This window comes from Salmonella sp. K21076 (genome assembly GCF_039650795.1).
Taxonomy (GTDB): Bacteria; Pseudomonadota; Gammaproteobacteria; order Enterobacterales; family Enterobacteriaceae; genus Salmonella; species Salmonella enterica.
Window position 1 is genome coordinate 1 of record NZ_JBCLYA010000015.1, and the last position, 25,611, is coordinate 25,611.

The 25,611-nt window shown below is 53.6% G+C and carries 25 protein-coding genes, 1 pseudogene and 1 riboswitch; of the genes and pseudogenes, 17 read left to right on the forward strand and 9 right to left on the reverse strand.

Annotated features, from left to right (window positions below):
• The 10 genes from AAYN39_RS06745 to AAYN39_RS06790 all read left to right on the forward strand — a co-directional run.
• On the forward strand, nucleotides 1-493 hold a 493-nt coding region (locus AAYN39_RS06745; protein ID WP_100004912.1), incomplete at its 5' end, for an EF-Tu/IF-2/RF-3 family GTPase.
• Between the two features lie 229 nt (nucleotides 494-722).
• Nucleotides 723-1,106 carry a preprotein translocase subunit SecE gene (gene secE, locus AAYN39_RS06750; protein WP_001275691.1) on the forward strand — a complete coding sequence of 128 codons (384 nt, stop codon included), beginning with the start codon at nucleotides 723-725 and terminating at the stop codon, nucleotides 1,104-1,106.
• A 1-nt stretch (nucleotide 1,107) separates the two neighbouring features.
• Complete coding sequence (gene nusG, locus AAYN39_RS06755) at nucleotides 1,108-1,653, forward strand: transcription termination/antitermination protein NusG (RefSeq protein ID WP_001287521.1); 546 nt, start codon at nucleotides 1,108-1,110, stop codon at nucleotides 1,651-1,653.
• Between the two features lie 157 nt (nucleotides 1,654-1,810).
• The gene (gene rplK, locus AAYN39_RS06760) at nucleotides 1,811-2,239 is read left to right on the forward strand and encodes a 50S ribosomal protein L11 (protein WP_001085926.1); all 429 of its coding nucleotides are present in this window, start codon (nucleotides 1,811-1,813) and stop codon (nucleotides 2,237-2,239) included.
• A gap of 3 nt (nucleotides 2,240-2,242) precedes the next feature.
• Nucleotides 2,243-2,947 (forward strand): 50S ribosomal protein L1, encoded by a 705-nt coding sequence (rplA, locus tag AAYN39_RS06765; RefSeq protein ID WP_001096676.1) that lies wholly within the window; start codon nucleotides 2,243-2,245, stop codon nucleotides 2,945-2,947.
• A 415-nt stretch (nucleotides 2,948-3,362) separates the two neighbouring features.
• Complete coding sequence (gene rplJ / locus AAYN39_RS06770) at nucleotides 3,363-3,860, forward strand: 50S ribosomal protein L10 (RefSeq protein WP_001207203.1); 498 nt, start codon at nucleotides 3,363-3,365, stop codon at nucleotides 3,858-3,860.
• A 66-nt stretch (nucleotides 3,861-3,926) separates the two neighbouring features.
• Nucleotides 3,927-4,292, forward strand: coding sequence for a 50S ribosomal protein L7/L12 (rplL, locus tag AAYN39_RS06775; protein ID WP_000028882.1), 366 nt, complete (start codon nucleotides 3,927-3,929; stop codon nucleotides 4,290-4,292).
• A gap of 317 nt (nucleotides 4,293-4,609) precedes the next feature.
• Complete coding sequence (gene rpoB, locus AAYN39_RS06780; protein WP_000263105.1) at nucleotides 4,610-8,638, forward strand: DNA-directed RNA polymerase subunit beta; 4,029 nt, start codon at nucleotides 4,610-4,612, stop codon at nucleotides 8,636-8,638.
• A gap of 76 nt (nucleotides 8,639-8,714) precedes the next feature.
• Nucleotides 8,715-12,938 carry a DNA-directed RNA polymerase subunit beta' gene (gene rpoC / locus AAYN39_RS06785; RefSeq protein WP_000653965.1) on the forward strand — a complete coding sequence of 1,408 codons (4,224 nt, stop codon included), beginning with the start codon at nucleotides 8,715-8,717 and terminating at the stop codon, nucleotides 12,936-12,938.
• A 41-nt stretch (nucleotides 12,939-12,979) separates the two neighbouring features.
• Nucleotides 12,980-13,303, forward strand: a complete 324-nt coding sequence (locus AAYN39_RS06790) for a membrane protein (protein ID WP_001576436.1) — start codon at nucleotides 12,980-12,982, stop codon at nucleotides 13,301-13,303.
• 5 nt (nucleotides 13,304-13,308) lie between these two features.
• Here AAYN39_RS06790 and AAYN39_RS06795 read toward each other — a convergent pair whose 3' ends face one another.
• Complete coding sequence (locus tag AAYN39_RS06795; protein WP_031624270.1) at nucleotides 13,309-13,653, reverse strand: hypothetical protein; 345 nt, start codon at nucleotides 13,651-13,653, stop codon at nucleotides 13,309-13,311.
• 411 nt (nucleotides 13,654-14,064) lie between these two features.
• Between AAYN39_RS06795 and AAYN39_RS06800 the strand changes: the two are divergent.
• Nucleotides 14,065-14,250: pseudogene (locus AAYN39_RS06800) on the forward strand (hypothetical protein); the annotation flags it as partial.
• A gap of 152 nt (nucleotides 14,251-14,402) precedes the next feature.
• Here AAYN39_RS06800 and thiH read toward each other — a convergent pair.
• From thiH to rsd, 7 genes are all read right to left on the reverse strand, one after another.
• The gene (thiH, locus tag AAYN39_RS06805) at nucleotides 14,403-15,536 is read right to left on the reverse strand and encodes a 2-iminoacetate synthase ThiH (protein WP_000643282.1); all 1,134 of its coding nucleotides are present in this window, start codon (nucleotides 15,534-15,536) and stop codon (nucleotides 14,403-14,405) included.
• Nucleotides 15,533-16,303, reverse strand: a complete 771-nt coding sequence (gene thiG, locus AAYN39_RS06810) for a thiazole synthase (protein WP_000944065.1) — start codon at nucleotides 16,301-16,303, stop codon at nucleotides 15,533-15,535. Before thiG ends, thiH begins: the two co-directional genes overlap by 4 nt.
• A gap of 1 nt (nucleotide 16,304) precedes the next feature.
• Nucleotides 16,305-16,505 (reverse strand): sulfur carrier protein ThiS, encoded by a 201-nt coding sequence (gene thiS / locus AAYN39_RS06815; protein WP_001166848.1) that lies wholly within the window; start codon nucleotides 16,503-16,505, stop codon nucleotides 16,305-16,307.
• Nucleotides 16,486-17,244 carry a HesA/MoeB/ThiF family protein gene (locus AAYN39_RS06820; RefSeq protein WP_000999774.1) on the reverse strand — a complete coding sequence of 253 codons (759 nt, stop codon included), beginning with the start codon at nucleotides 17,242-17,244 and terminating at the stop codon, nucleotides 16,486-16,488. The genes thiS and AAYN39_RS06820 overlap by 20 nt, the downstream gene beginning before the upstream one ends.
• Entirely contained in the window at nucleotides 17,237-17,872 is a 636-nt protein-coding gene (gene thiE / locus AAYN39_RS06825; RefSeq protein ID WP_000284626.1) for a thiamine phosphate synthase, read from the reverse strand. Before thiE ends, AAYN39_RS06820 begins: the two co-directional genes overlap by 8 nt.
• Nucleotides 17,872-19,767 carry a phosphomethylpyrimidine synthase ThiC gene (gene thiC / locus AAYN39_RS06830; RefSeq protein WP_000108425.1) on the reverse strand — a complete coding sequence of 632 codons (1,896 nt, stop codon included), beginning with the start codon at nucleotides 19,765-19,767 and terminating at the stop codon, nucleotides 17,872-17,874. The genes thiE and thiC overlap by 1 nt, the downstream gene beginning before the upstream one ends.
• Nucleotides 19,768-19,853: 86 nt before the next feature.
• A riboswitch (TPP riboswitch) is annotated at nucleotides 19,854-20,078 on the reverse strand.
• A 52-nt stretch (nucleotides 20,079-20,130) separates the two neighbouring features.
• Nucleotides 20,131-20,619, reverse strand: a complete 489-nt coding sequence (gene rsd, locus AAYN39_RS06835) for a sigma D regulator (protein ID WP_000934311.1) — start codon at nucleotides 20,617-20,619, stop codon at nucleotides 20,131-20,133.
• Nucleotides 20,620-20,711: 92 nt separating this feature from the next.
• On the opposite strand from rsd, the gene nudC reads away from it, so the two are divergent.
• From nudC to AAYN39_RS06865, 6 genes are all read left to right on the forward strand, one after another.
• Nucleotides 20,712-21,485, forward strand: coding sequence for an NAD(+) diphosphatase (gene nudC, locus AAYN39_RS06840; RefSeq protein ID WP_000373954.1), 774 nt, complete (start codon nucleotides 20,712-20,714; stop codon nucleotides 21,483-21,485).
• A 40-nt stretch (nucleotides 21,486-21,525) separates the two neighbouring features.
• Nucleotides 21,526-22,590: a uroporphyrinogen decarboxylase gene (hemE, locus tag AAYN39_RS06845; protein ID WP_000137619.1), complete on the forward strand. Its 1,065-nt coding sequence runs from the start codon at nucleotides 21,526-21,528 to the stop codon at nucleotides 22,588-22,590.
• A gap of 9 nt (nucleotides 22,591-22,599) precedes the next feature.
• The gene (nfi, locus tag AAYN39_RS06850; protein ID WP_000362359.1) at nucleotides 22,600-23,271 is read left to right on the forward strand and encodes a deoxyribonuclease V; all 672 of its coding nucleotides are present in this window, start codon (nucleotides 22,600-22,602) and stop codon (nucleotides 23,269-23,271) included.
• A 41-nt stretch (nucleotides 23,272-23,312) separates the two neighbouring features.
• Nucleotides 23,313-23,903 (forward strand): YjaG family protein, encoded by a 591-nt coding sequence (locus tag AAYN39_RS06855; protein ID WP_000940092.1) that lies wholly within the window; start codon nucleotides 23,313-23,315, stop codon nucleotides 23,901-23,903.
• A 186-nt stretch (nucleotides 23,904-24,089) separates the two neighbouring features.
• Nucleotides 24,090-24,362 (forward strand): nucleoid-associated protein HU-alpha, encoded by a 273-nt coding sequence (gene hupA, locus AAYN39_RS06860; RefSeq protein WP_001044509.1) that lies wholly within the window; start codon nucleotides 24,090-24,092, stop codon nucleotides 24,360-24,362.
• 11 nt (nucleotides 24,363-24,373) lie between these two features.
• A complete protein-coding gene (locus AAYN39_RS06865) occupies nucleotides 24,374-25,066 on the forward strand; it encodes a DUF1481 domain-containing protein (RefSeq protein WP_001083923.1) in 693 nt (230 codons plus the stop codon).
• Nucleotides 25,067-25,107: 41 nt separating this feature from the next.
• Here AAYN39_RS06865 and zraP read toward each other — a convergent pair whose 3' ends face one another.
• Nucleotides 25,108-25,563 (reverse strand): zinc resistance sensor/chaperone ZraP, encoded by a 456-nt coding sequence (gene zraP, locus AAYN39_RS06870; RefSeq protein WP_000828129.1) that lies wholly within the window; start codon nucleotides 25,561-25,563, stop codon nucleotides 25,108-25,110.
• Nucleotides 25,564-25,611: the final 48 nt, after the last annotated feature.

Sequence of the window (25,611 nt, forward strand, 5' to 3'; positions counted from 1 at the left end):
TGTAGAACGCGGTATCATCAAAGTGGGCGAAGAAGTTGAAATCGTTGGTATCAAAGAGACTCAGAAGTCTACCTGTACTGGCGTTGAAATGTTCCGCAAACTGCTGGACGAAGGCCGTGCCGGTGAGAACGTAGGTGTTCTGCTGCGTGGTATCAAACGTGAAGAAATCGAACGTGGTCAGGTACTGGCTAAGCCGGGCACCATCAAGCCGCACACTAAGTTCGAATCTGAAGTGTACATTCTGTCCAAAGATGAAGGCGGCCGTCATACTCCGTTCTTCAAAGGCTACCGTCCGCAGTTCTACTTCCGTACTACTGACGTGACTGGTACCATCGAACTGCCGGAAGGCGTAGAGATGGTAATGCCGGGCGACAATATCAAAATGGTTGTTACCCTGATCCACCCGATCGCAATGGACGACGGTCTGCGTTTCGCAATCCGTGAAGGCGGCCGTACTGTTGGCGCGGGCGTTGTTGCTAAAGTTCTCGGCTAATCGCTGATAACATTTGACGCAATGCGCAATAAAAGGGCATCATTTGATGCCCTTTTTGCACGCTTTCACACCAGAACCTGGCTCATCAGTGATTTTATTTGTCATAATCATTGCTGAGACAGGCTCTGTAGAGGGCGTATAATCCGAAAGGCGAATAAGCGTTTCGATTTGGTTTGCCTCGCGATTGCGGGGTGAAAATGTTTGTAGAATACTTCTGACAGGTTGGTTTATGAGTGCGAATACCGAAGCTCAAGGGAGCGGGCGCGGCCTGGAAGCGATGAAGTGGATAGTTGTTGCCATATTGCTGATCGTCGCAATCGTCGGCAACTACCTCTATCGCGACATGATGCTGCCGCTGCGTGCGCTGGCCGTAGTAATTCTGATTGCTGCAGCGGGTGGTGTCGCGCTGTTGACGACAAAAGGTAAAGCAACCGTTGCTTTTGCCCGTGAAGCGAGAACCGAAGTCCGTAAGGTCATTTGGCCGACTCGCCAGGAAACGCTGCACACCACGCTGATCGTCGCTGCGGTTACCGCAGTTATGTCACTGATCCTGTGGGGACTGGATGGTATTCTGGTTCGCCTGGTATCCTTTATCACTGGCCTGAGGTTCTGAGATGTCTGAAGCACCTAAAAAGCGCTGGTACGTCGTTCAGGCGTTTTCCGGTTTTGAAGGCCGCGTAGCCACATCGCTGCGCGAGCATATCAAATTACACAATATGGAAGAGCTGTTTGGCGAAGTCATGGTGCCGACTGAAGAAGTCGTTGAGATCCGTGGCGGCCAGCGTCGCAAAAGCGAACGCAAATTCTTCCCGGGTTACGTTCTGGTCCAGATGGTCATGAACGACGCAAGCTGGCACCTGGTGCGCAGCGTGCCGCGTGTGATGGGCTTTATCGGCGGTACCTCTGACCGTCCGGCGCCGATCAGCGACAAAGAAGTCGATGCGATCATGAACCGCCTGCAGCAGGTTGGCGATAAGCCGCGGCCGAAAACGTTGTTTGAACCGGGTGAAATGGTTCGTGTTAACGACGGTCCGTTCGCAGACTTTAACGGCGTTGTCGAAGAAGTCGATTATGAGAAGTCTCGCCTGAAAGTGTCTGTTTCTATCTTCGGTCGTGCGACCCCGGTAGAGCTGGACTTCAGCCAGGTTGAGAAAGCGTAAGGCTGCGATCAAAAAAGCAGCGATCTAATCGTTGCATAGGGCGCAAAATTGACATACAATTTCGCGCCTTTTGTTTTTATGGGCCTTATGCCCATAAAGCGATATTTATCACGGGGAGCTTCTTTGAAGCGATACTACCCAATTCGAGGAATTTAGAATGGCTAAGAAAGTACAAGCCTATGTCAAGCTGCAGGTTGCAGCTGGTATGGCGAACCCGAGTCCGCCGGTTGGTCCAGCACTGGGTCAGCAGGGTGTGAACATCATGGAATTCTGCAAAGCGTTCAACGCAAAAACGGATTCCATCGAAAAAGGTCTGCCGATTCCGGTTGTTATTACCGTTTACGCTGACCGTTCTTTCACCTTCGTTACCAAAACGCCTCCGGCAGCTGTTCTGCTGAAAAAAGCGGCTGGTATCAAGTCTGGTTCCGGCAAGCCGAACAAAGACAAAGTAGGTAAAATTTCCCGCGCTCAGCTGCAGGAAATCGCGCAGACCAAAGCTGCCGACATGACCGGTGCCGACATTGAAGCGATGACTCGCTCCATCGAAGGTACTGCACGTTCCATGGGCCTGGTAGTGGAGGACTAAGAAATGGCTAAACTGACCAAGCGTATGCGCGTGATCCGTGAAAAAGTTGATGCGACCAAACAGTACGACATCAACGAAGCTATTGCCCTGTTGAAAGAGCTGGCCACTGCTAAATTCAACGAAAGCGTTGACGTTGCCGTTAACCTCGGCATCGACGCTCGTAAATCTGACCAGAACGTTCGTGGCGCGACTGTACTGCCGCACGGTACTGGCCGTTCTGTTCGCGTTGCCGTATTTACCCAGGGCCCGAACGCTGAAGCAGCTAAAGCTGCTGGCGCTGAGCTGGTAGGTATGGAAGATCTGGCTGACCAGATCAAGAAAGGCGAAATGAACTTCGACGTTGTTATCGCATCCCCGGATGCAATGCGCGTTGTTGGCCAGCTGGGCCAGGTTCTGGGTCCGCGCGGCCTGATGCCAAACCCGAAAGTCGGTACCGTAACGCCGAACGTTGCTGAAGCGGTTAAGAACGCTAAAGCAGGTCAGGTTCGTTACCGTAACGACAAAAACGGCATCATCCACACCACCATCGGTAAAGTGGACTTTGACGCTGACAAACTGAAAGAAAACCTGGAAGCTCTGCTGGTTGCGCTGAAAAAAGCAAAACCGAGCCAGGCGAAAGGCGTGTACATCAAGAAAGTTAGCATCTCCACCACCATGGGTGCTGGCGTTGCCGTTGATCAGGCTGGTCTGAGCGCATCTGCGAACTAAGATTAGTCTTTACGTGGGCGGTGATTTTGTCTACAATCTTACCCCCACGTATTCTGCTAGTTGCAGACGTATATCCGAGGTATTCGGGTTGTGACAAGGCGGCAACTTAGTGAGTCGCCAGGAGCATAGTTAACTATGTGACTGGTGCGAACGAAGGAAGCCAACGCCGTCACAAGCTGAATAGCGACGGATAGAAAAGATTTGTTCGTTGGAGCCTGGCCTATCCAGGCCTCCGTCGAAGACCGCAGGCGTCTCGCAAGAGGCTTAATCCCCTGCGTAGACGGTGACAGAACGCTAAGATTATTTTTGATACTCTGGCTTGTTTCTGCTCACCGTATTAAGACGCTCTTCTCGTTGAGATGAGTGAAGTGAGTTCCGGAACATGAGTTCCGGCAAACATCCAGGAGCAAAGCTAATGGCTTTAAATCTTCAAGACAAACAAGCGATTGTTGCTGAAGTCAGCGAAGTAGCCAAAGGCGCGCTGTCTGCAGTAGTTGCGGATTCCCGTGGCGTAACTGTAGATAAAATGACTGAACTGCGTAAAGCAGGTCGTGAAGCTGGCGTATACATGCGTGTTGTTCGTAACACCCTGCTGCGCCGCGTCGTTGAAGGTACTCAGTTCGAGTGCCTGAAAGACACGTTTGTTGGTCCGACCCTGATTGCATACTCTATGGAACACCCGGGCGCTGCTGCTCGTCTGTTCAAAGAGTTCGCGAAAGCGAATGCAAAATTTGAGGTCAAAGCTGCAGCCTTTGAAGGTGAGCTGATCCCGGCGTCTCAGATCGACCGCCTGGCAACTCTGCCGACCTACGAAGAAGCAATTGCACGCCTGATGGCAACCATGAAAGAAGCTTCGGCTGGCAAACTGGTTCGCACACTGGCTGCTGTACGCGATGCAAAAGAAGCTGCGTAATCGCAGTTGTCTTTATCAAGCATTTGCTTACGTATAAACTTATTCTGATATTCAGGAACAATTTAAATGTCTATCACTAAAGATCAAATCATTGAAGCAGTATCCGCTATGTCCGTAATGGACGTTGTAGAACTGATTTCTGCAATGGAAGAAAAATTCGGTGTTTCCGCTGCTGCTGCTGTAGCTGTAGCTGCTGGCCCGGCTGAAGCTGCTGAAGAAAAAACTGAATTCGACGTAATTCTGAAAGCTGCTGGCGCTAACAAAGTTGCTGTTATCAAAGCAGTACGTGGCGCAACTGGCCTGGGTCTGAAAGAAGCTAAAGACCTGGTAGAATCTGCTCCGGCCGCTCTGAAAGAAGGCGTGAGCAAAGATGACGCTGAAGCACTGAAAAAATCTCTGGAAGAAGCTGGCGCTGAAGTTGAAGTTAAATAAGCCAACCCTTCCGGTTGCAGCCTGAGAAATCAGGCTGATGGCTGGTGACTTTTTAGTCACCAGCCTTTTTGCGCTGTAAGGCGCCAGTAGCGTTTCACACTGTTTGACTACTGCTGTGCCTTTCAATGCTTGTTTCTATCGACGACTTAATATACTGCGACAGAGCGTACGTTCTGTGTAAATCGCAATGAAATGGTTTAAGCGTGATAGCAACAGGCATTGCGGAAAGTATCCATTTTCCGGTCAACAAAATAGTGTTGCACAAACTGTCCCCCGCAGGACAGATGGGTCGACTTGTCAGCGAGCTGAGGAACCCTATGGTTTACTCCTATACCGAGAAAAAACGTATTCGTAAGGATTTTGGTAAACGTCCACAAGTTCTGGATGTACCTTATCTCCTTTCTATCCAGCTTGACTCGTTTCAGAAGTTTATCGAGCAAGATCCTGAAGGGCAGTACGGCCTGGAAGCAGCCTTCCGTTCCGTGTTCCCGATTCAGAGCTACAGCGGTAATTCCGAGCTGCAGTACGTCAGCTACCGCCTTGGCGAACCGGTGTTTGACGTTCAGGAATGTCAGATCCGTGGCGTGACCTATTCCGCACCGCTGCGCGTAAAACTGCGTCTGGTGATCTACGAGCGCGAAGCGCCGGAAGGCACCGTTAAAGACATTAAAGAACAAGAAGTCTACATGGGCGAAATTCCGCTCATGACCGACAACGGTACCTTTGTTATCAACGGTACTGAGCGTGTTATCGTTTCTCAGCTGCACCGTAGTCCGGGCGTCTTCTTTGACTCCGACAAAGGTAAAACTCACTCTTCGGGTAAAGTGCTGTATAACGCGCGCATCATTCCTTACCGTGGTTCCTGGCTGGACTTCGAATTCGATCCGAAGGACAACCTGTTCGTGCGTATCGACCGTCGCCGTAAACTGCCTGCGACCATCATCCTGCGTGCGCTGAACTACACCACTGAGCAGATCCTTGACCTGTTCTTTGAGAAAGTCGTCTTCGAAATTCGCGACAACAAGCTGCAGATGGAGCTGATTCCAGAACGTCTGCGCGGCGAAACCGCGTCGTTCGATATCGAAGCTAACGGCAAGGTGTACGTTGAAAAAGGCCGTCGCATTACCGCGCGTCATATCCGTCAGCTGGAAAAAGACGATATCAAGCATATCGAAGTTCCGGTTGAGTACATCGCAGGTAAAGTCGTCTCTAAAGACTACGTTGACGAATCTACTGGCGAGCTGATCTGCGCGGCGAACATGGAGCTGAGCCTGGATCTGCTGGCTAAGCTGAGCCAGTCCGGCCACAAGCGTATCGAAACGCTGTTTACCAACGATCTGGACCACGGCCCGTACATTTCTGAAACGGTACGCGTCGATCCAACTAACGATCGTCTGAGCGCGCTGGTAGAAATCTACCGCATGATGCGCCCTGGTGAGCCGCCGACACGCGAAGCGGCTGAAAGCCTGTTTGAGAACCTGTTCTTCTCCGAAGACCGCTATGACCTGTCTGCGGTGGGTCGTATGAAGTTCAACCGTTCTCTGCTGCGCGACGAAATCGAAGGTTCCGGTATCCTGAGCAAAGACGACATCATTGATGTCATGAAGAAGCTCATCGATATCCGTAACGGTAAAGGCGAAGTGGATGATATCGACCACCTCGGCAACCGTCGTATCCGTTCCGTCGGCGAAATGGCGGAAAACCAGTTCCGCGTTGGCCTGGTGCGTGTAGAGCGTGCGGTGAAAGAGCGTCTGTCTCTGGGCGATCTGGATACCCTGATGCCTCAGGATATGATCAACGCCAAGCCGATTTCCGCCGCAGTGAAAGAGTTCTTTGGTTCCAGCCAGCTGTCTCAGTTTATGGACCAGAACAACCCGCTGTCTGAGATTACGCACAAACGTCGTATCTCCGCACTCGGCCCAGGCGGTCTGACCCGCGAACGCGCAGGCTTCGAAGTTCGAGACGTACACCCGACGCACTACGGTCGCGTATGTCCTATCGAAACGCCGGAAGGTCCGAACATCGGTCTGATCAACTCCCTGTCCGTGTACGCACAGACTAACGAATATGGCTTCCTTGAGACGCCGTACCGTCGTGTGGTTGATGGCGTGGTTACTGACGAAATTCATTACCTGTCTGCTATCGAAGAAGGCAACTACGTTATCGCTCAGGCGAACTCCAACCTGGATGACGAAGGCCACTTTGTAGAAGATCTGGTAACCTGCCGTAGCAAAGGCGAATCCAGCTTGTTCAGCCGCGACCAGGTTGACTACATGGACGTTTCCACCCAGCAGGTGGTCTCCGTCGGTGCGTCCCTGATCCCGTTCCTGGAACACGATGACGCCAACCGTGCATTGATGGGTGCGAACATGCAACGTCAGGCGGTTCCGACTCTGCGTGCTGATAAGCCGCTGGTGGGTACCGGTATGGAACGTGCTGTCGCCGTCGACTCCGGTGTTACTGCAGTAGCTAAACGTGGCGGTACTGTTCAGTACGTGGATGCATCCCGTATCGTTATCAAAGTTAACGAAGACGAGATGTACCCGGGTGAAGCAGGTATCGACATCTATAACCTGACCAAATACACCCGCTCTAACCAGAACACCTGTATCAACCAGATGCCATGTGTGTCTCTGGGCGAGCCGGTTGAACGCGGCGACGTGCTGGCAGACGGTCCGTCCACCGACCTCGGTGAACTGGCGCTCGGTCAGAACATGCGCGTGGCGTTCATGCCGTGGAACGGCTACAACTTCGAAGACTCCATCCTCGTTTCCGAGCGTGTTGTCCAGGAAGACCGTTTCACCACCATCCACATTCAGGAACTGGCGTGCGTGTCCCGTGACACCAAGCTGGGGCCGGAAGAGATCACCGCTGACATCCCGAACGTGGGTGAAGCTGCGCTCTCCAAACTGGATGAATCCGGTATCGTTTACATCGGCGCGGAAGTGACTGGCGGCGACATTCTGGTCGGTAAGGTAACGCCGAAAGGTGAAACCCAGCTGACGCCGGAAGAGAAACTGCTGCGTGCGATCTTCGGTGAGAAAGCGTCTGACGTTAAAGACTCTTCTCTGCGCGTACCTAACGGTGTCTCCGGTACGGTTATCGACGTTCAGGTCTTTACTCGCGATGGCGTAGAAAAAGACAAACGTGCTCTGGAAATCGAAGAGATGCAGCTCAAGCAGGCGAAAAAAGACCTGTCTGAAGAACTGCAGATCCTCGAAGCGGGCCTGTTTAGCCGTATCCGTGCGGTGTTGGTGTCCGGCGGCGTTGAAGCTGAGAAGCTCGACAAACTGCCGCGCGACCGCTGGCTGGAACTCGGTCTGACCGACGAAGAGAAACAAAATCAGCTGGAACAACTGGCTGAGCAGTATGACGAACTGAAACACGAGTTCGAGAAAAAACTTGAAGCGAAGCGCCGTAAAATCACCCAGGGCGACGATCTGGCGCCGGGCGTGCTGAAGATCGTGAAGGTCTATCTGGCCGTTAAACGCCGTATCCAGCCGGGTGATAAGATGGCAGGTCGTCACGGTAACAAGGGTGTTATCTCTAAGATCAACCCGATCGAAGACATGCCTTACGATGAAAACGGCACGCCGGTAGACATCGTACTGAACCCGCTGGGCGTACCGTCTCGTATGAACATCGGTCAGATTCTGGAAACCCACCTGGGTATGGCTGCGAAAGGTATTGGCGACAAGATTAACGCCATGCTGAAACAGCAGCAGGAAGTCGCGAAACTGCGCGAATTCATCCAGCGTGCCTACGATCTGGGCGCCGACGTTCGTCAGAAAGTCGACCTGAGCACCTTCAGCGATGATGAAGTGCTGCGTCTGGCAGAAAACCTGCGCAAAGGTATGCCGATTGCCACACCAGTGTTCGACGGTGCGAAAGAAGCGGAAATCAAAGAGCTGCTGAAACTGGGCGACCTGCCGACCTCCGGTCAGATCACCTTGTTCGATGGCCGTACGGGTGAACAGTTCGAACGTCCGGTAACCGTCGGTTACATGTACATGCTGAAACTGAACCACCTGGTTGATGACAAGATGCATGCGCGTTCTACCGGTTCTTACAGCCTGGTTACTCAGCAGCCGCTGGGTGGTAAGGCGCAGTTCGGTGGTCAGCGCTTCGGGGAGATGGAAGTGTGGGCGCTGGAAGCTTACGGCGCCGCCTACACCCTGCAGGAAATGCTCACCGTTAAGTCTGATGACGTGAACGGTCGTACCAAGATGTATAAGAACATCGTGGACGGCAACCATCAGATGGAACCGGGTATGCCGGAATCCTTCAACGTTCTGTTGAAAGAGATCCGCTCGCTGGGCATCAACATCGAACTGGAAGACGAGTAATTCTCGCTCAAACAGGTCACTGGTGTCGGGGTAAAACCCGACACCAGATTGTGCTAACTCCGACGGGAGCAAATCCGTGAAAGATTTATTAAAGTTTCTGAAAGCGCAGACTAAAACCGAAGAGTTTGATGCGATCAAAATTGCTCTGGCTTCGCCAGACATGATCCGTTCATGGTCTTTCGGTGAAGTTAAAAAGCCGGAAACCATCAACTACCGTACGTTCAAACCTGAGCGTGACGGCCTTTTCTGCGCCCGTATCTTTGGGCCGGTAAAAGACTACGAGTGCCTGTGCGGTAAGTACAAGCGCCTGAAACACCGTGGTGTTATTTGTGAGAAGTGCGGCGTTGAAGTGACCCAGACCAAAGTACGCCGTGAGCGTATGGGCCACATCGAGCTGGCGTCTCCGACTGCTCACATCTGGTTCCTGAAATCGCTGCCGTCCCGTATCGGTCTGCTGCTCGATATGCCGTTGCGTGATATCGAACGCGTACTGTACTTCGAATCTTATGTGGTTATCGAAGGCGGTATGACCAACCTGGAACGTCAACAGATCCTGACTGAAGAGCAGTATCTGGACGCGCTGGAAGAGTTCGGTGACGAATTCGACGCGAAGATGGGTGCGGAAGCTATCCAGGCCCTGCTGAAGAGCATGGATCTGGAGCAAGAGTGTGAAACTCTGCGCGAAGAGCTGAACGAAACCAACTCCGAAACTAAGCGTAAAAAGCTGACCAAGCGTATCAAACTGCTGGAAGCCTTCGTACAGTCTGGCAACAAGCCAGAGTGGATGATCCTGACCGTTCTGCCGGTTCTGCCGCCAGATCTGCGTCCGCTGGTTCCGCTGGATGGTGGTCGTTTCGCCACGTCAGATCTGAACGATCTGTATCGTCGCGTGATCAACCGTAACAACCGTCTGAAACGTCTGCTGGATCTGGCTGCGCCGGACATCATCGTACGCAACGAAAAACGTATGCTGCAGGAAGCGGTCGACGCCCTGCTGGATAACGGTCGTCGCGGTCGTGCGATCACCGGTTCTAACAAACGTCCTCTGAAATCTTTGGCCGACATGATCAAAGGTAAGCAGGGTCGTTTCCGTCAGAACCTGCTCGGTAAGCGTGTTGACTACTCCGGTCGTTCTGTAATCACCGTAGGTCCATACCTGCGTCTGCATCAGTGCGGTCTGCCGAAGAAAATGGCGCTGGAGCTGTTCAAACCGTTCATCTACGGCAAACTGGAACTGCGAGGACTCGCCACCACTATCAAAGCCGCGAAGAAAATGGTTGAGCGCGAAGAAGCTGTCGTTTGGGATATCCTGGACGAAGTGATCCGCGAACACCCGGTACTGCTGAACCGTGCACCAACACTGCACCGTTTGGGTATCCAGGCATTTGAACCGGTACTGATCGAAGGTAAAGCTATCCAGCTGCACCCGCTGGTTTGTGCGGCATATAACGCCGACTTCGATGGTGACCAGATGGCTGTTCACGTACCGCTGACGCTGGAAGCCCAGCTCGAAGCGCGTGCGCTGATGATGTCTACCAACAACATCCTGTCTCCGGCGAACGGCGAACCTATCATCGTTCCGTCTCAGGACGTGGTATTGGGTCTGTACTACATGACCCGTGACTGTGTTAACGCCAAAGGCGAAGGCATGGTGCTGACTGGCCCGAAAGAAGCTGAGCGTATCTATCGCGCAGGTCTGGCCTCTCTGCATGCGCGCGTTAAAGTGCGTATCACTGAATATGAAAAAGATGAAAACGGCGAATTCGTTGCGCACACCAGCCTGAAAGACACGACCGTTGGTCGCGCCATTCTGTGGATGATCGTACCGAAAGGTCTGCCTTTCTCCATCGTCAACCAGGCGCTGGGCAAGAAAGCGATCTCCAAAATGCTGAACACTTGCTACCGTATTCTGGGCCTGAAACCGACCGTTATTTTTGCGGACCAGACGATGTACACCGGCTTTGCTTATGCAGCGCGTTCAGGTGCGTCCGTTGGTATTGATGACATGGTCATCCCGGAGAAAAAACACGAGATCATCTCTGAAGCGGAAGCCGAAGTTGCTGAGATCCAGGAGCAGTTCCAGTCTGGTCTGGTAACCGCTGGCGAACGCTATAACAAAGTTATCGATATCTGGGCTGCGGCGAACGATCGTGTATCCAAAGCGATGATGGATAACCTGCAAACCGAAACCGTGATTAACCGTGACGGCCAGGAAGAGCAGCAGGTTTCCTTCAACAGCATCTACATGATGGCCGACTCCGGTGCGCGTGGTTCTGCGGCACAGATTCGTCAGCTGGCAGGTATGCGTGGTCTGATGGCGAAGCCAGATGGCTCCATCATCGAAACGCCAATCACCGCGAACTTCCGTGAAGGTCTGAACGTACTCCAGTACTTCATCTCCACGCACGGTGCGCGTAAAGGTCTGGCGGATACCGCACTGAAAACCGCGAACTCCGGTTATCTGACCCGTCGTCTGGTTGACGTCGCGCAGGATCTGGTGGTGACCGAAGATGACTGTGGTACGCACGAAGGTATCCTGATGACCCCGGTTATCGAGGGTGGCGACGTGAAAGAGCCGCTGCGTGACCGCGTTCTGGGTCGTGTGACGGCGGAAGATGTGCTGAAGCCGGGTACGGCGGACATTCTGGTTCCACGCAACACGCTGCTGCACGAACAGTGGTGTGACCTGCTGGAAGCAAACTCCGTTGACGCCGTTAAAGTGCGTTCCGTTGTATCCTGCGATACCGATTTTGGTGTATGTGCGCACTGCTATGGTCGTGACCTGGCGCGTGGCCACATCATCAACAAAGGTGAAGCTATCGGCGTTATCGCGGCACAGTCCATCGGTGAACCGGGTACACAGCTGACGATGCGTACGTTCCACATCGGTGGTGCGGCATCGCGTGCGGCTGCTGAATCCAGCATCCAGGTTAAGAACAAAGGTAGCATCAAGCTCAGCAACGTGAAGTCGGTTGTGAACTCCAGCGGTAAACTGGTTATCACTTCCCGTAACACCGAACTGAAGCTGATCGACGAATTCGGTCGTACCAAAGAGAGCTATAAAGTGCCTTATGGCGCAGTCATGGCGAAAGGTGATGGCGAGCAGGTTGCCGGCGGCGAAACCGTGGCAAACTGGGACCCGCACACCATGCCGGTTATCACCGAAGTGAGTGGTTTCATCCGCTTCACTGACATGATCGACGGTCAGACCATTACGCGTCAGACCGACGAACTGACCGGTTTGTCTTCGCTGGTGGTTCTGGATTCGGCTGAACGTACTACCGGTGGTAAAGATCTGCGTCCGGCGCTGAAAATCGTTGATGCTCAGGGTAATGACGTTCTGATCCCGGGTACCGATATGCCTGCGCAGTACTTCCTGCCGGGTAAAGCGATTGTACAGCTGGAAGATGGCGTACAGATCAGTTCTGGTGACACCCTGGCGCGTATTCCGCAGGAATCCGGCGGTACCAAGGATATCACCGGTGGTCTGCCGCGCGTTGCCGATCTGTTCGAAGCGCGTCGTCCGAAAGAGCCGGCCATTCTGGCGGAAATCGCAGGTATCGTTTCCTTCGGTAAAGAAACCAAAGGCAAACGTCGCCTAGTGATTACGCCGGTTGATGGTAGTGACCCGTACGAAGAGATGATTCCGAAATGGCGTCAGCTCAACGTGTTCGAAGGGGAACGTGTAGAACGTGGTGATGTGATTTCCGATGGTCCGGAAGCGCCGCACGACATTCTGCGTCTGCGTGGCGTTCATGCTGTGACGCGTTATATTGTTAACGAAGTTCAGGATGTATACCGTCTGCAGGGCGTTAAGATTAACGATAAACACATCGAAGTTATCGTTCGTCAGATGCTGCGTAAAGCGACCATCGAAAGCGCCGGTAGTTCCGACTTCCTGGAAGGCGAACAGGTTGAATACTCTCGCGTCAAGATCGCTAACCGCGAGCTGGAAGCGAACGGCAAAGTGGGGGCTACCTTCTCCCGCGATCTGCTGGGTATTACCAAAGCGTCTCTGGCAACCGAGTCGTTCATCTCTGCCGCATCGTTCCAGGAGACCACGCGTGTCCTGACCGAAGCAGCCGTTGCGGGTAAACGCGACGAACTGCGCGGCCTGAAAGAGAACGTTATCGTGGGTCGTCTGATTCCGGCCGGTACCGGTTATGCGTACCACCAGGATCGTATGCGCCGTCGCGCCGCGGGCGAGCAGCCAGCAACACCGCAGGTCACTGCGGAAGATGCATCTGCAAGCCTGGCAGAGCTGCTGAACGCAGGTCTGGGCGGTTCTGATAACGAGTAATCGTTAAATGGTGGAGGGGTATTTATCCCTCCACCAGCTTCATGCTGGATACCGAATTCCGGGTCGCTTGCCTACAAGGAAAGAAAATGCCAGCGATTATTTCATTAATCTATTTAATGTTTAGTCTTTTAGTATTTACAAAAAAGATAACCATTTCAAACGTTCTGTCCGCTTTTTTATTGTTTCTATCGTTATATATACTTCACCATAAATCATTACTTATATTTATTTATTGTCTTATTATTATTGTCGCCACCGCTATTCTTCATCGAGTCAAAACCAGCGCGGATAAAAAAGCCGTATTTTATTTTTCAATGCCATGCTGGCTCTTGGTTTTATCTGTAATTATAAATATTAATGAATAAATGAATTATTTTTTCATGACTCTTGTTTCTCGTATTATTGGTGAAAAATCATTATCACTGGTTATATGAATAAACTGTCCAGTTTTTGCATTATATTTTGATATCGCACAGGGAAGACTATTACCACCGTTAGCCATAACAAATTTTGCTTTTGTATTACGATAAAGATTGATGCCAGGAATGGGGTCCTGACCGAATGTATAAGGCGTTGGGACACTTACATTATGTTTGTTTGAGAGCCACTTTGCTAAAATCCCGCCAACGCCATCAACCGGCGTAATAAAAGTAGAGAATCCACAATACTCAAAATTGAAATTTTTTACCATTGGGTTTGGTTTTTTCTGTAACATTTAGTCCAAATGTGACTTTAAATTTATCCCATAAATCTAAGTTATTAAAGTCTATTGGCTCGCCATTATAAAATGCCTGCTGTTCATACATTAAATGATAAACCTGTTTTATTGATTGTTTACGCGGGACATTTTAAATCATTAAATGAAGGATTCAATTCCATTAAGGTCTTTAGGCCGAAAAAACACACAGACGACTTTATAATCGGATAATGCACCAATCCCAGATGTCCGAGGATGTAGTGCGTATAGGTAAAATGATATGTATTATCTCAGACCTGATCTGACAGTTACCGGTTATTTATACAGATATCTGTCAGATTACATCTGGCTTAAATTTTTCTCAGCCCAGATGCGTTTTCCATCAAGTAACGTTACCATCGGCGTCCGGCCGCAACACATTTTTCCCTGATGGGTTCGCCCCTGATTCCCGTTGTTCTGGGGCATCATTTTATGGACAAAAACGATCAGCAGACACGGTTGGAAGAGGGGCCGCCAGCGAAATTACAGTCAGGAACGCTGCCCGAAAACTTCAAGTTCACCGCTATTTCGATAATCCAGTGGCCAGCCCCCGGTCGTCAGTTACTGATGAAGGGGAGAAGGCTGGGCAAAAATGAGGAAGGGATAATTTGCCCTGGTCAGCTTCCGTTGCTGACGATGACAAAATAAAAAACGGGAGGCCGATAACAATCTCCCGTTTTTCACATTACGTACTCGCTCGTGAAATATTAATGCGTTTACATACGGGTTCACCGCATTTGCGAAGCGCGCCCCAGCCAACTGTCCCAGTCTTTCCATACGGGCTGTAACCCTTGCGCGCTTAACGCGCTTGCAACGACTTCTGGCCGACGGTCATCGTGGGGAGAAAACTGCTCCAGTTCCGGATGATCGTCAGCGTAGCCACCGGGCTGGGTTTTCGAGAAGGCGCTGACGTTGTTGATTGCCAGAGGAATCACATGGTCTCGAAACCACGGCGATTCGCGGGTGGAGAGTGATAATTCAATTTCTGGCGCCAGTAAACGAAACGCGCAAATCGTTTGCACCAGTTGCTTTTCATCCATCACAGATGCGGGTTCCACACCGCCGGTACACGGACGCAGACGCGGGAAGGAAACAGAATAGCGACTCTGCCAATAGTGTTTCTGCATCCACAACAGATGCTCCGCCACCATATAGCAATCCACCCGCCAGTTGTCCGACAGACCAATTAGCGCGCCAAGACCGATTTTGTCGATACCTGCCCGGCCTAACCGATCCGGCGTTTCCAGCCGCCAGAAAAAGTCCTGTTTCTTTCCCTTCAGGTGATGCTGTGCATAGATTGCCTCATGGTAAGTTTCCTGATAAACCATCACGCCATCGATCCCCAGCGTTTTGAGCTCCGCGTAGTTTTCTTGCGACAAGGGCTGGACTTCCATCTGTAAAGAGGAAAATTGACGGCGGATGGTGGGTAAATGACGGCGAAAATAGTCCATGCCGACTTTGGCCTGATGCTCGCCGGTGACTAACAGCAGATGCTCAAAACCCAGTTTACGGATAGCATCGCACTCCCTTTGAATATCCACCTCATCCAGCGTCTTACGCTTGATGCGGTTGCTCATAGAGAAGCCGCAGTAGGTGCAGTCGTTGGCACAGAGGTTTGAGAGATAGAGCGGCACGTAGAAACTGACGGTGTTGCCAAAGCGTTGTCGGGTCAGCCTTTGTGCCCGCTGCGCCATCGGTTCCAGATAATCGGCGGCGGCGGGGGAGAGCAACGCCATCATATCCTCGCGGTTGAGGCGTGAAGCATTCAGCGCCCGCTCCACATCGGCGGCGGTTTTACCGTTGATGCGCAGGCGAATATCGTCCCACTCCAGTTGCCGCCAACGGTCGGTGAAGGCTTTCATGCTAACGCCTCCAGAAATCCGGTGAGCGGGCTGGTAGCGCTGGCGTAGGTGCTACGATTACCCGGCACCGCCTGACGCGCCAGTAATCCGGCTTCCACCGCCAGACGGAAAGCGGTTGCCATCATCACCGGATCGTCCGCCACGGCAATCGCCGTGTTGACCAGCACCGCATCAGCGCCCATTTCCAGCGCCTGCGCGGCATGGCTGGGCACGCCAATGCCCGCATCAACCACCACCGGCACGGTCGCCTGTTGGATAATAATCTCCAGCATCGCTTTGGTTTCCAGCCCCTGATTCGAACCGATAGGCGCGCCAAGCGGCATCACCGCCGCGCAGCCGACCTCTTCCAGCCGCTTGCACAACACCGGATCCGCGCCGCAGTAGGGCAGCACCACAAAACCTTGCTTCACCAGCGCCTCGGCGGCTTTCAGCGTTTCGATTGGATCCGGCAGCAGCCAACGGGCGTCCGGGTGGATTTCTAATTTCAGCCAGTGGGTGCCCAGCGCTTCGAGCGCCAGCTGGGCAGCGAAGATCGCCTCTTCGGCGGTTTTCGCCCCGGAGGTATTGGGCAGCAGCGTGACGCCCGCTTCAATCAGCGGCGCCAGAATCGCATCATTGTGCTGGCGCAGGTCCACGCGCTTCATCGCCAGCGTCACCAGTTGGCTGCCGGAAGCGCGAATTGCCTCGACCATCAGTTGCGATGAGGCAAACTTCCCGGTACCGGTGAACAGATGTGAATCAAACGTTTTGTCGGCAATACGTAACATCTCAACCTCCTGCAATAACCTGAAAAAGCAGGATCTGGTCGCCTTCCTGCACGATATGTTGCCGCCACTGCTCGCGTGGCAGGATCTGCTGATTGAGCGCCAGCGCCGCGCCCGGTTGAAGCTGATTAAGCGTAGCGAGTAGGCTGCTGACGGTTTGCCCTTCGGCGCACTGCATCGGCTCGTCATTGAATTGAATTTGCATGTCGCCCTCCGCATACCGGACAGCCGCTGGCACGACGCAGCGCCAGGCTGCGCCACTGGCTGGTTTTACCGTCAAACAGGCGTAGCTCTCCACTGGGCGTCTCAATACCGCTGAGTAATTTAATCGCTTCCAGCGCCTGTAAGGTGCCCATCACGCCAACAACCGGTCCGACGATACCGGCGGTACGGCAGTTGCGTTCAGGCTCCACATCATCTGGCCACAGGCAGCGGTAACAGCCTTGTTCCCACGGCGGCGTGAGGACCATCACTTGGCCGCCAAAACCAACGGCGCTGGCGGTAATTAACGGAGTGTTGAGTGCCACGCAGGCGGCGTTAATTTCCTGACGGGTCGCCATGTTGTCGGTACAGTCGAGCACCACGTCGGCACGCGCTACCGCATGCCGGAGCGCATCGCCTTTTAGTCGCTGCTGGAGTGATACCAGTTCGATATCCGGGTTGAGCCGTGTCAGGTGCTGCTGGGCAACCTGGGATTTCGAACGCGCGATATCGTCGGTGGTGAACAGAATTTGCCGCTGGAGATTGCTCAAGTGAACATCGTCATCATCCGCCAGCGTCAGTGTGCCGATGCCTGCTCCCGCCAGATACAGCGCGGCAGGCGAACCCAATCCGCCTAAGCCGACAATCAATACATGGCTATTGAGCAGCTTTTGCTGGCCTTCAATCGCGATATCGCCGAGCAGGATTTGCCGACTGTAGCGCATAAAATCGCGGTCATTCATCGCCCACTCCCGCGATTGCCAGTAACTGCGCGGTAGCGGCGCGCCAGTCGGCAGCCTGAGTAATGGCGCTGACCACGGCAATACTGCCGACGCCGGTCGCTAGTACCGCCGGAGCGCGTTCAAGGCTGATGCCGCCGATAGCGACGGTGGGATAATCCGCCAGTCGTTCAATATGCCGCGCCAGCTGCGCCAGCCCCTGTGGGGCGGAAGGCATCTGCTTGGTTTGCGTGGGGAATACATGACCCAGCGCGATATAAGAAGGCTTAGCGGCGAGTGCGATGTCTATCTCCATATCATCGTGGGTCGATACGCCCAGGCGTAACCCCGCCGCCTGAATCGCCTTCAGGTCAGTGGTTTCGAGATCTTCCTGGCCCAAATGTACACCGTAGGCGTTGTGCTTAATTGCCAGACGCCAGTAATCATTGATGAACAGGCGGGCGTCATAACAACGCCCCAGCGCGATGGCGGCGATAACGTCGGCTTCCACCTCTTCATCGCGCTTATCTTTGATACGCAACTGGATGGTGCGCACGCCCGCCTCCAGCAGGCGTTCAATCCATGCAACGCTGTCCACCACCGGGTAAAGCCCGAGGCGGAACGGCACGGTTGGGAAATCAGGCTGATACATCAGGCTTCCTCCCGTTTGAGATAAATTTCGCCGCCTTTGGCGCGGAAGTTCTCCGACATATCCGCCATGCCGACTTCAATGGCTTGCGCGGCGGCGTAATCACGCACTTCCTGGCTGATTTTCATTGAGCAGAACTTCGGCCCACACATGGAACAGAAGTGGGCGACCTTACCGGACTCCTGCGGCAGGGTTTCATCGTGATAAGCGCGGGCGGTGAACGGGTCGAGCGCGAGGTTAAACTGATCTTCCCAGCGGAATTCAAAGCGCGCTTTCGACATGGCGTTATCGCGGATCTGCGCGCCCGGATGTCCTTTGGCTAAATCCGCGGCGTGGGCGGCGATTTTGTAGGTGATCAGCCCCTGCTTCACATCTTCTTTGTTCGGCAGGCCGAGATGCTCTTTCGGCGTCACGTAACACAGCATCGCGCAGCCAAACCAGCCGATCATCGCCGCGCCAATGCCAGAGGTGAAGTGGTCATAGCCCGGCGCGATATCGGTGGTCAACGGCCCTAAGGTGTAGAACGGCGCTTCGTGGCAGCTCTCCAGCTCTTCGGTCATGTTGCGCTGAATCATATGCATCGGCACGTGGCCCGGGCCTTCAATCATCACCTGCACGTCGTATTCCCAGGCGATATTGGTCAGCTCGCCCAGCGTATGCAGCTCGGAGAACTGCGCTTCGTCGTTGGCGTCCTGAATGGAGCCGGGGCGCAGGCCGTCGCCCAGCGACAGGGAAACGTCGTAGGCGGAGCAGATTTCACAAATCTCGCGGAAATGTTCGAACAGGAAGTTCTCTTTGTGATGGGAGAGACACCACTTTGCCATGATCGAACCGCCGCGCGAGACAATACCGGTCAGGCGTTTGGCGGTCATCGGCACGTAGCGCAGCAGCACGCCGGCGTGGATGGTGAAGTAGTCGACGCCCTGTTCGGCCTGCTCCAGCAGCGTGTCGCGGAACGCTTCCCAGGTGAGATCTTCGGCGATCCCGTTGACCTTTTCCAGCGCCTGGTAGATCGGGACGGTGCCGATCGGTACCGGGCTGTTACGCAGGATCCATTCGCGGGTTTCGTGAATATAGCGACCGGTGGAGAGGTCCATCACCGTGTCCGCGCCCCAGCGGGTTGACCACACCAGCTTCTCGACCTCTTCTTCGATGGAGGAGGTGACCGCCGAGTTACCGATGTTGGCATTCACTTTGACCAGGAAGTTGCGGCCGATAATCATCGGCTCCGATTCCGGGTGGTTGATGTTGGCGGGAATAATCGCGCGGCCCGCGGCGACTTCATCACGCACGAATTCCGGCGTAATGTTTTCCGGCAGGCGCGCGCCAAAGTTCATGCCCGGATGCTGGTGGCGCAGCACTTCACTGCGAATGCGCTCGCGGCCCATGTTTTCACGGATGGCGATGAACTCCATTTCGGGAGTGACGATCCCCTGGCGGGCGTAGTGTAACTGGGTGACGCGCTTGCCCGCTTTAGCGCGTTTCGGCGTCAGCAGGCCGGTAAAACGCAGATCGTCCAGGCCATCGTCGGCCAGACGTTCTCTGGTGTAAGCCGAGCTACGGTCGTCTAATTCTTCGCTATCGTTACGTGCGTCAATCCACGGCTGGCGCAGTTTCGCCAGACCCTGCTGGACGTTAATCGCCACTTCAGGATCGCCATAGGGGCCGGAGGTGTCGTATACCGGTACGGCTTCGTTCTCTTCAAACTGCGGGTTGTCTTTACTGCCGCCGATGAGCGTAGGGCTAAGTTGAATTTCGCGCATCGGTACGCGAATATCATGCTGCGAACCGGTCACGTAGATGCGTTTCGAGTTGGGAAAGGCAGTCCCTTCCAGCGTATCGATAAAATGCTGGGCTTTAGCGCGCTGCTCGCGGCGGGTTAACGTTGTTGTAGACATAGCTCATTCCAAAAAATTAAGGACGTGGCTTGTCAGACGACGGATGGAGTAATGGATGTGCGCCGCCCGTAAAGGCAGCAGCATAAAGCAGAATTACTCTTGTTCCCTTCGCAGGTATTAACCTGATCAGGTTCCGCGGATCCCGAATTAACGGTCTCAGCCTTTTCCACTTCATCCTTCGCGCTGCCTCTTCGTTGGCTTCGTCCGCTCACTCCAGTCACTTACTTATGTAAGCTCCTGGAGATTCACCGACTTGCCGCCTTGACGCATCACGAACGCTTTTGTGGAAAATTAGCACTCCGACAAGATAACCGCCCCTCCGAAGAGGGGGCTGAAGTAAACTACCTGTTACTCGCGCAGAACTCAAGCGGGACGTTTGACTCTGGCGCCGTCGTGCATCGCGTCAAACACCAGCATAATCAGCTTGTCTTCCAGCACAAAGCGGGCTTCCAGCGCTTCGCCGATATCTGACAGAGCTTGTTGAAATTCGAGACAATTATCGTGATCGATGGCAGTTTCCAGGCTGGTGTCGTAATAATCCATAATGCGCTGCGTATTATCTTCCAGCAGCGGCCAAATTTTTGCCGCATGTAAAAGCTGACCGTTTCCTTCCAATTTATGGAGAATACGTTCATAAATACTGAAGTGCCCGGCGGAAAGGTAATCGACCAGGCTCTGACAAAAATCATCCAGCGCTTTTTCATTCAGCCGCATGTACGATTCTTTGCCAGGCTTAATGCCAACCAGATTGTAGTAAGCCACGAGCAGGTGCTTACGTACATCCAGCCAGCGATCGACCAGTTTGTTGCTTCCGCCAACGCGCTCCATCAGGTTTTCCAGCTGGTTTAGCATGATTGTCTCCGCAAGTTAGATAAAGGCTGCTCGCCATGAATGTAAAAATAATGTTAACAACATGCCAGTGAAGCAAAGGTAGTGCAATAGCTATGGATCGTATAATTGAAAAATTAGAGAGTGGCTGGTGGATCGTCAGCCATGAACAAAAATTATGGTTGCCGTATGGGGAATTACCACACGGGCTGGCGGCAAATTTCGATCTTGTGGGGCAGCGCGCACTCCGGATAGGTGAATGGCAAGGCGAGCCCGTCTGGCTGGTGTTACAGCATCGACGTCATGATATGGGATCGGTTCGCCAGGTTATCGATCAGGATGCCGGGCTGTTTCAACTGGCGGGACGTGGCGTACAGTTGGCGGAGTTTTATCGTTCGCATAAATTTTGCGGCTATTGCGGGCACCCTATGCACCCGAGTAAAACCGAATGGGCGATGCTGTGCAGCCATTGCCGCGATCGTTACTACCCGCAAATCGCCCCCTGCATTATTGTTGCCATTCGCCGTGAGGATTCTATTCTACTTGCCCGGCACGTTCGCCACCGCAACGGCGTGCATACGGTACTGGCCGGGTTTGTTGAAGTCGGCGAAACCCTGGAGCAGGCTGTGGCGCGCGAAGTCATGGAGGAAAGCGGGATCAAGGTGAAAAATCTGCGCTACGTGACCTCGCAGCCGTGGCCGTTCCCACAGTCGCTGATGACGGCGTTTATGGCAGAGTATGACAGCGGCGAGATTGTCATCGACCCGAAAGAACTGTTGGAAGCAAATTGGTACCGTTATGACGATCTGCCGCTACTGCCGCCGCCGGGCACCGTCGCGCGCCGTTTGATCGAAGATACGGTGGCAATGTGTCGGGCTGAATACGACTGACATGTTACACTGGGCGCATCAACGCTAAAGGAATGTAAAAATGACCGAACTCAAAAACGATCGTTATCTACGTGCGCTGCTGCGCCAGCCCGTTGATGTTACGCCAGTGTGGATGATGCGCCAGGCGGGCCGTTATCTACCGGAGTACAAAGCCACTCGCGCTCAGGCGGGCGATTTTATGTCGCTGTGCAAAAATGCCGAACTGGCCTGCGAAGTCACTTTACAGCCGCTGCGCCGTTATCCGCTTGATGCGGCGATCCTTTTCTCGGATATCCTGACGATTCCGGACGCGATGGGCCTGGGGCTCTATTTTGAAGCCGGGGAAGGCCCGCGCTTTACGGCCCCTGTCACCTGCAAAGCCGATGTCGATAAGCTGCCCATTCCCGATCCGGAGGATGAACTGGGCTACGTGATGAATGCGGTACGCACGATTCGCCGCGAACTAAAAGGCGAGGTTCCGCTGATCGGCTTCTCCGGCAGCCCGTGGACGCTGGCGACTTACATGGTGGAAGGCGGCAGTAGCAAAGCCTTCACGGTGATTAAAAAGATGATGTACGCTGACCCGCAGGCGTTGCATCTGCTGCTGGATAAGTTGGCGAAAAGCGTCACGCTGTACCTCAACGCGCAAATCAAAGCGGGCGCGCAGTCGGTGATGATTTTCGACACCTGGGGCGGCGTGCTGACTGGCCGCGATTACCAGCAGTTCTCCCTCTACTACATGCATAAAATCGTCGATGGCCTGCTGCGTGAAAACGACGGTCGCCGCGTGCCGGTAACGCTGTTCACTAAAGGTGGCGGTCAGTGGCTGGAGGCGATGGCGGAAACCGGCTGCGATGCGCTGGGTCTCGACTGGACGACAGATATCGCCGATGCGCGCCGTCGCGTTGGCCATAAAGTGGCGCTGCAGGGCAATATGGATCCGTCCATGCTGTATGCGCCGCCGGCACGGATCGAAGACGAGGTAGCGACTATACTTGCTGGTTTCGGTCAGGGAGAAGGGCACGTCTTTAACCTTGGACATGGCATCCATCAGGATGTGCCGCCAGAACATGCTGGCGCATTTGTGGAGGCAGTGCACCGACTTTCTGCGCAGTATCACAACTAAGGAGTTAGTATGGATCTCGCGTCGCTACGCGCTCAACAGATAGAACTTGCTTCATCAGTTTGCCGCGAAGATCGCCTGGACAAAGATCCGCCAGCGTTTATCGGCGGGGCGGACGTCGGTTTTGAGCAGGGCGGCGAGGTGACGCGGGCGGCGATGGTATTGCTGAAATATCCGTCGCTTGAGCTAGTAGAGTACAAGGTGGCGCGTATTGCCACCACCATGCCGTATATCCCCGGCTTTCTCTCTTTTCGTGAATATCCTGCGCTGCTGGCAGCGTGGGAACAGCTCTCGCAAAAGCCCGATTTGCTGTTTGTGGACGGTCACGGTATTTCGCATCCGCGTCGGCTTGGCGTCGCCAGTCATTTTGGACTGTTGGTGGACGTGCCGACCATCGGCGTGGCGAAAAAACGGCTATGCGGTAAATTTGAACCACTTTCCGCCGAACCTGGCGCACTTAGCCCCTTAATGGATAAAGGCGAGCAACTGGCGTGGGTATGGCGCAGCAAGGCGCGCTGTAATCCGCTGTTTATCGCGACAGGGCACCGGGTCAGTACTGACAGCGCGCTGGCGTGGGTACAGCGCTGTATGAAAGGGTATCGCCTGCCGGAGCCGACGCGCTGGGCGGATGCCGTCGCTTCCGGGCGTCCGGCGTTTGTTCGTTGGCAAGAAATTCAGCGCTGATTCAGGTAAACTGCCGCTAATTTCCGATTCGAGATTCCATCATGTTACAAAACCCGATTCATTTGCGGCTGGAGCGGCTGGAAAGTTGGCAGCACGTTACCTTTATGGCCTGCTTGTGCGAGCGCATGTACCCGAACTACGCCATGTTTTGCAAGCAGACGGAATTCGGCGACGGACAGATCTACCGTCGCATTCTGGATCTGATCTGGGAAACCCTGACGGTGAAAGATGCAAAGGTCAATTTCGATAGCCAACTGGAGAAGTTTGAAGAGGCAATTCCGGCAGCCGACGACTATGATTTGTACGGCGTTTACCCGGCGATTGATGCCTGCGTCGCATTAAGCGAATTAATGCATTCTCGTCTTAGCGGCGAAACGCTGGAACATGCTATTGAGGTTAGTAAGACTTCCATTACTACGGTAGCGATGTTGGAAATGACTCAGGCTGGTCGGGAAATGACCGATGAGGAGCTCAAAACGAACCCTGCCGTTGAACAGGAATGGGATATTCAGTGGGAAATATTCCGACTTTTAGCCGACTGCGAAGAACGTGATATTGAACTGATAAAAGGGCTCAGGGCAGACCTGCGCGAGGCTGGCGAGAGCAATATCGGTATAAATTTTCAGCAATGACACCAGAAAACGTGATTTAACGTCTGATTTGTCGTGCCATAAGGCTTCCCTTATGCCCCCCGTCTGGTCTACATTTGGGAGGCGAAAAAAAGTGGCTATCGGTGCGTGTATGCAGGAGAGTGCTTTTCTGGCATTTCCGTCGCACTCGATGCTTAGCAAGCGATAAACACATTGTAAGGATAACTTATGAACAAGACTCAACTGATTGATGTAATTGCAGACAAAGCAGAACTGTCCAAAACCCAGGCTAAAGCTGCTCTGGAATCCACTCTGGCTGCTATTACTGAGTCTCTGAAAGAAGGCGATGCTGTACAACTGGTTGGTTTCGGTACCTTCAAAGTGAACCACCGTGCTGAGCGCACTGGCCGTAACCCACAGACCGGTAAAGAAATCAAAATCGCCGCCGCTAACGTACCGGCGTTTGTTTCTGGTAAAGCTCTGAAAGACGCAGTTAAGTAAGACGCGTAACTGTGAACAGTTTTATCGAAGGGGCTTGTCAGCCCCTTTTGTCCGTCTGGCGTCGCGCGTTTCTGTTTTCTGGCGCGCTGTTGCTGACTGCCTGCAGTCATAACGCTTCACCGCCTCCGTTTACTGCCAGCGGCTTTGCCGGCGATCACGGCGCGGTGCGTATCTGGCGTAAAGATACGAACGATGAAGTCCATCTGCTTTCTGTTTTTAGCCCGTGGCATAGTGGTAGCACGACGACCAGCGAATATCGTTGGCAGGGTGATACGCTTTCGCTTATTGAACTCAATATTTACAGCAAACCGCCAGAACATATTCGCGCGCGTTTCGACGCTCATGGCGAACTCAGTTTTATGCAGCGTGAAGTCGGGGGGCAGAAGCAGCAGCTTTCCAACGATCAGATTGCCTTGTATCGCTATCGTGCCGAACAAATCCGTCAGACCAGCGACGCATTGCGCCTGGGGCGGGTCATACTACGCCAGGGACGCTGGCACGCCGACCATACGGTAACCACCTGTGAAGGTGAAACGCTGAAACCGGATCTGGATTCTTGGGCAATAAGCCACATTGAGCGCCGCCAGAACCACTCATCGGTAGAGGTGAGCGTAGCATGGCTGGAGGCGCCGGAAGGATCGCAACTTTTGCTGGTGGCGAATTCAGATTTCTGTCACTGGCAGCCGCAAGCGAAAACCTTTTGATGGAATACCGAATGGCGAAGCCGCCATTCGGCAAACATGCTTTACCAGTTTCCCATACCCATATGACCGCCGCCGCGATGATAACCGCCGCCATAGCCGCCGCAACCGCCATAGCCCATTCCTGCGCCGCGTGGTATGCCAGCCTGCGCCATCGCGACATCCCGTTTCACGCGTTGCTCATCTAACTTCTGGCCTAATGACTCCATCTCTTTGGCAACCGCGTTAATTTTCGCAGTATCCGGCGAACTGGCGGTCAGTAGCGCGTTGTATTCATAACGTTTGGATATCAGTTGCTGGCGCAGCGCGCTGGTCTGCGTATAGTAATCATCATAAATCTTCTGCGCCGTCGCCTGCTGTTCCGTGGTTAACGGGCTACCTCCCTGTTGCCACATACCGTCATTGTTGCCCCAGTGATGCCCGGCGAAGGCGGCGCCGGAGCTCAGGGCCAAAAGAGAGAGGGCGATTAGCGCGATAGCTGATTTATTGTTCCGTTTCATTTTGCGTTCTCCTGTTGCTCATCTTATCCTCTCTCTTGCATCTTCCGT

Excerpts from the sequence above, each read along its gene's own strand:
- secE (WP_001275691.1), top strand. The coding sequence starts at position 723 with ATGAGTGCGAATACCGAAGCTCAAGGGAGCGGGCGCGGCCTGGAAGCG.
- nusG (WP_001287521.1), top strand. The coding sequence starts at position 1,108 with ATGTCTGAAGCACCTAAAAAGCGCTGGTACGTCGTTCAGGCGTTTTCC.
- rplK (WP_001085926.1), top strand. The coding sequence starts at position 1,811 with ATGGCTAAGAAAGTACAAGCCTATGTCAAGCTGCAGGTTGCAGCTGGT.
- rplA (WP_001096676.1), top strand. The coding sequence starts at position 2,243 with ATGGCTAAACTGACCAAGCGTATGCGCGTGATCCGTGAAAAAGTTGAT.
- rplJ (WP_001207203.1), top strand. The coding sequence starts at position 3,363 with ATGGCTTTAAATCTTCAAGACAAACAAGCGATTGTTGCTGAAGTCAGC.
- rplL (WP_000028882.1), top strand. The coding sequence starts at position 3,927 with ATGTCTATCACTAAAGATCAAATCATTGAAGCAGTATCCGCTATGTCC.
- rpoB (WP_000263105.1), top strand. The coding sequence starts at position 4,610 with ATGGTTTACTCCTATACCGAGAAAAAACGTATTCGTAAGGATTTTGGT.
- AAYN39_RS06790 (WP_001576436.1), top strand. The coding sequence starts at position 12,980 with ATGCTGGATACCGAATTCCGGGTCGCTTGCCTACAAGGAAAGAAAATG.
- AAYN39_RS06795 (WP_031624270.1), bottom strand. The coding sequence starts at position 13,653 with ATGTTACAGAAAAAACCAAACCCAATGGTAAAAAATTTCAATTTTGAG.
- thiH (WP_000643282.1), bottom strand. The coding sequence starts at position 15,536 with ATGAAAGCCTTCACCGACCGTTGGCGGCAACTGGAGTGGGACGATATT.
- thiG (WP_000944065.1), bottom strand. The coding sequence starts at position 16,303 with ATGTTACGTATTGCCGACAAAACGTTTGATTCACATCTGTTCACCGGT.
- thiS (WP_001166848.1), bottom strand. The coding sequence starts at position 16,505 with ATGCAAATTCAATTCAATGACGAGCCGATGCAGTGCGCCGAAGGGCAA.
- AAYN39_RS06820 (WP_000999774.1), bottom strand. The coding sequence starts at position 17,244 with ATGAATGACCGCGATTTTATGCGCTACAGTCGGCAAATCCTGCTCGGC.
- thiE (WP_000284626.1), bottom strand. The coding sequence starts at position 17,872 with ATGTATCAGCCTGATTTCCCAACCGTGCCGTTCCGCCTCGGGCTTTAC.
- thiC (WP_000108425.1), bottom strand. The coding sequence starts at position 19,767 with ATGTCTACAACAACGTTAACCCGCCGCGAGCAGCGCGCTAAAGCCCAG.
- rsd (WP_000934311.1), bottom strand. The coding sequence starts at position 20,619 with ATGCTAAACCAGCTGGAAAACCTGATGGAGCGCGTTGGCGGAAGCAAC.
- nudC (WP_000373954.1), top strand. The coding sequence starts at position 20,712 with ATGGATCGTATAATTGAAAAATTAGAGAGTGGCTGGTGGATCGTCAGC.
- hemE (WP_000137619.1), top strand. The coding sequence starts at position 21,526 with ATGACCGAACTCAAAAACGATCGTTATCTACGTGCGCTGCTGCGCCAG.
- nfi (WP_000362359.1), top strand. The coding sequence starts at position 22,600 with ATGGATCTCGCGTCGCTACGCGCTCAACAGATAGAACTTGCTTCATCA.
- AAYN39_RS06855 (WP_000940092.1), top strand. The coding sequence starts at position 23,313 with ATGTTACAAAACCCGATTCATTTGCGGCTGGAGCGGCTGGAAAGTTGG.
- hupA (WP_001044509.1), top strand. The coding sequence starts at position 24,090 with ATGAACAAGACTCAACTGATTGATGTAATTGCAGACAAAGCAGAACTG.
- zraP (WP_000828129.1), bottom strand. The coding sequence starts at position 25,563 with ATGAAACGGAACAATAAATCAGCTATCGCGCTAATCGCCCTCTCTCTT.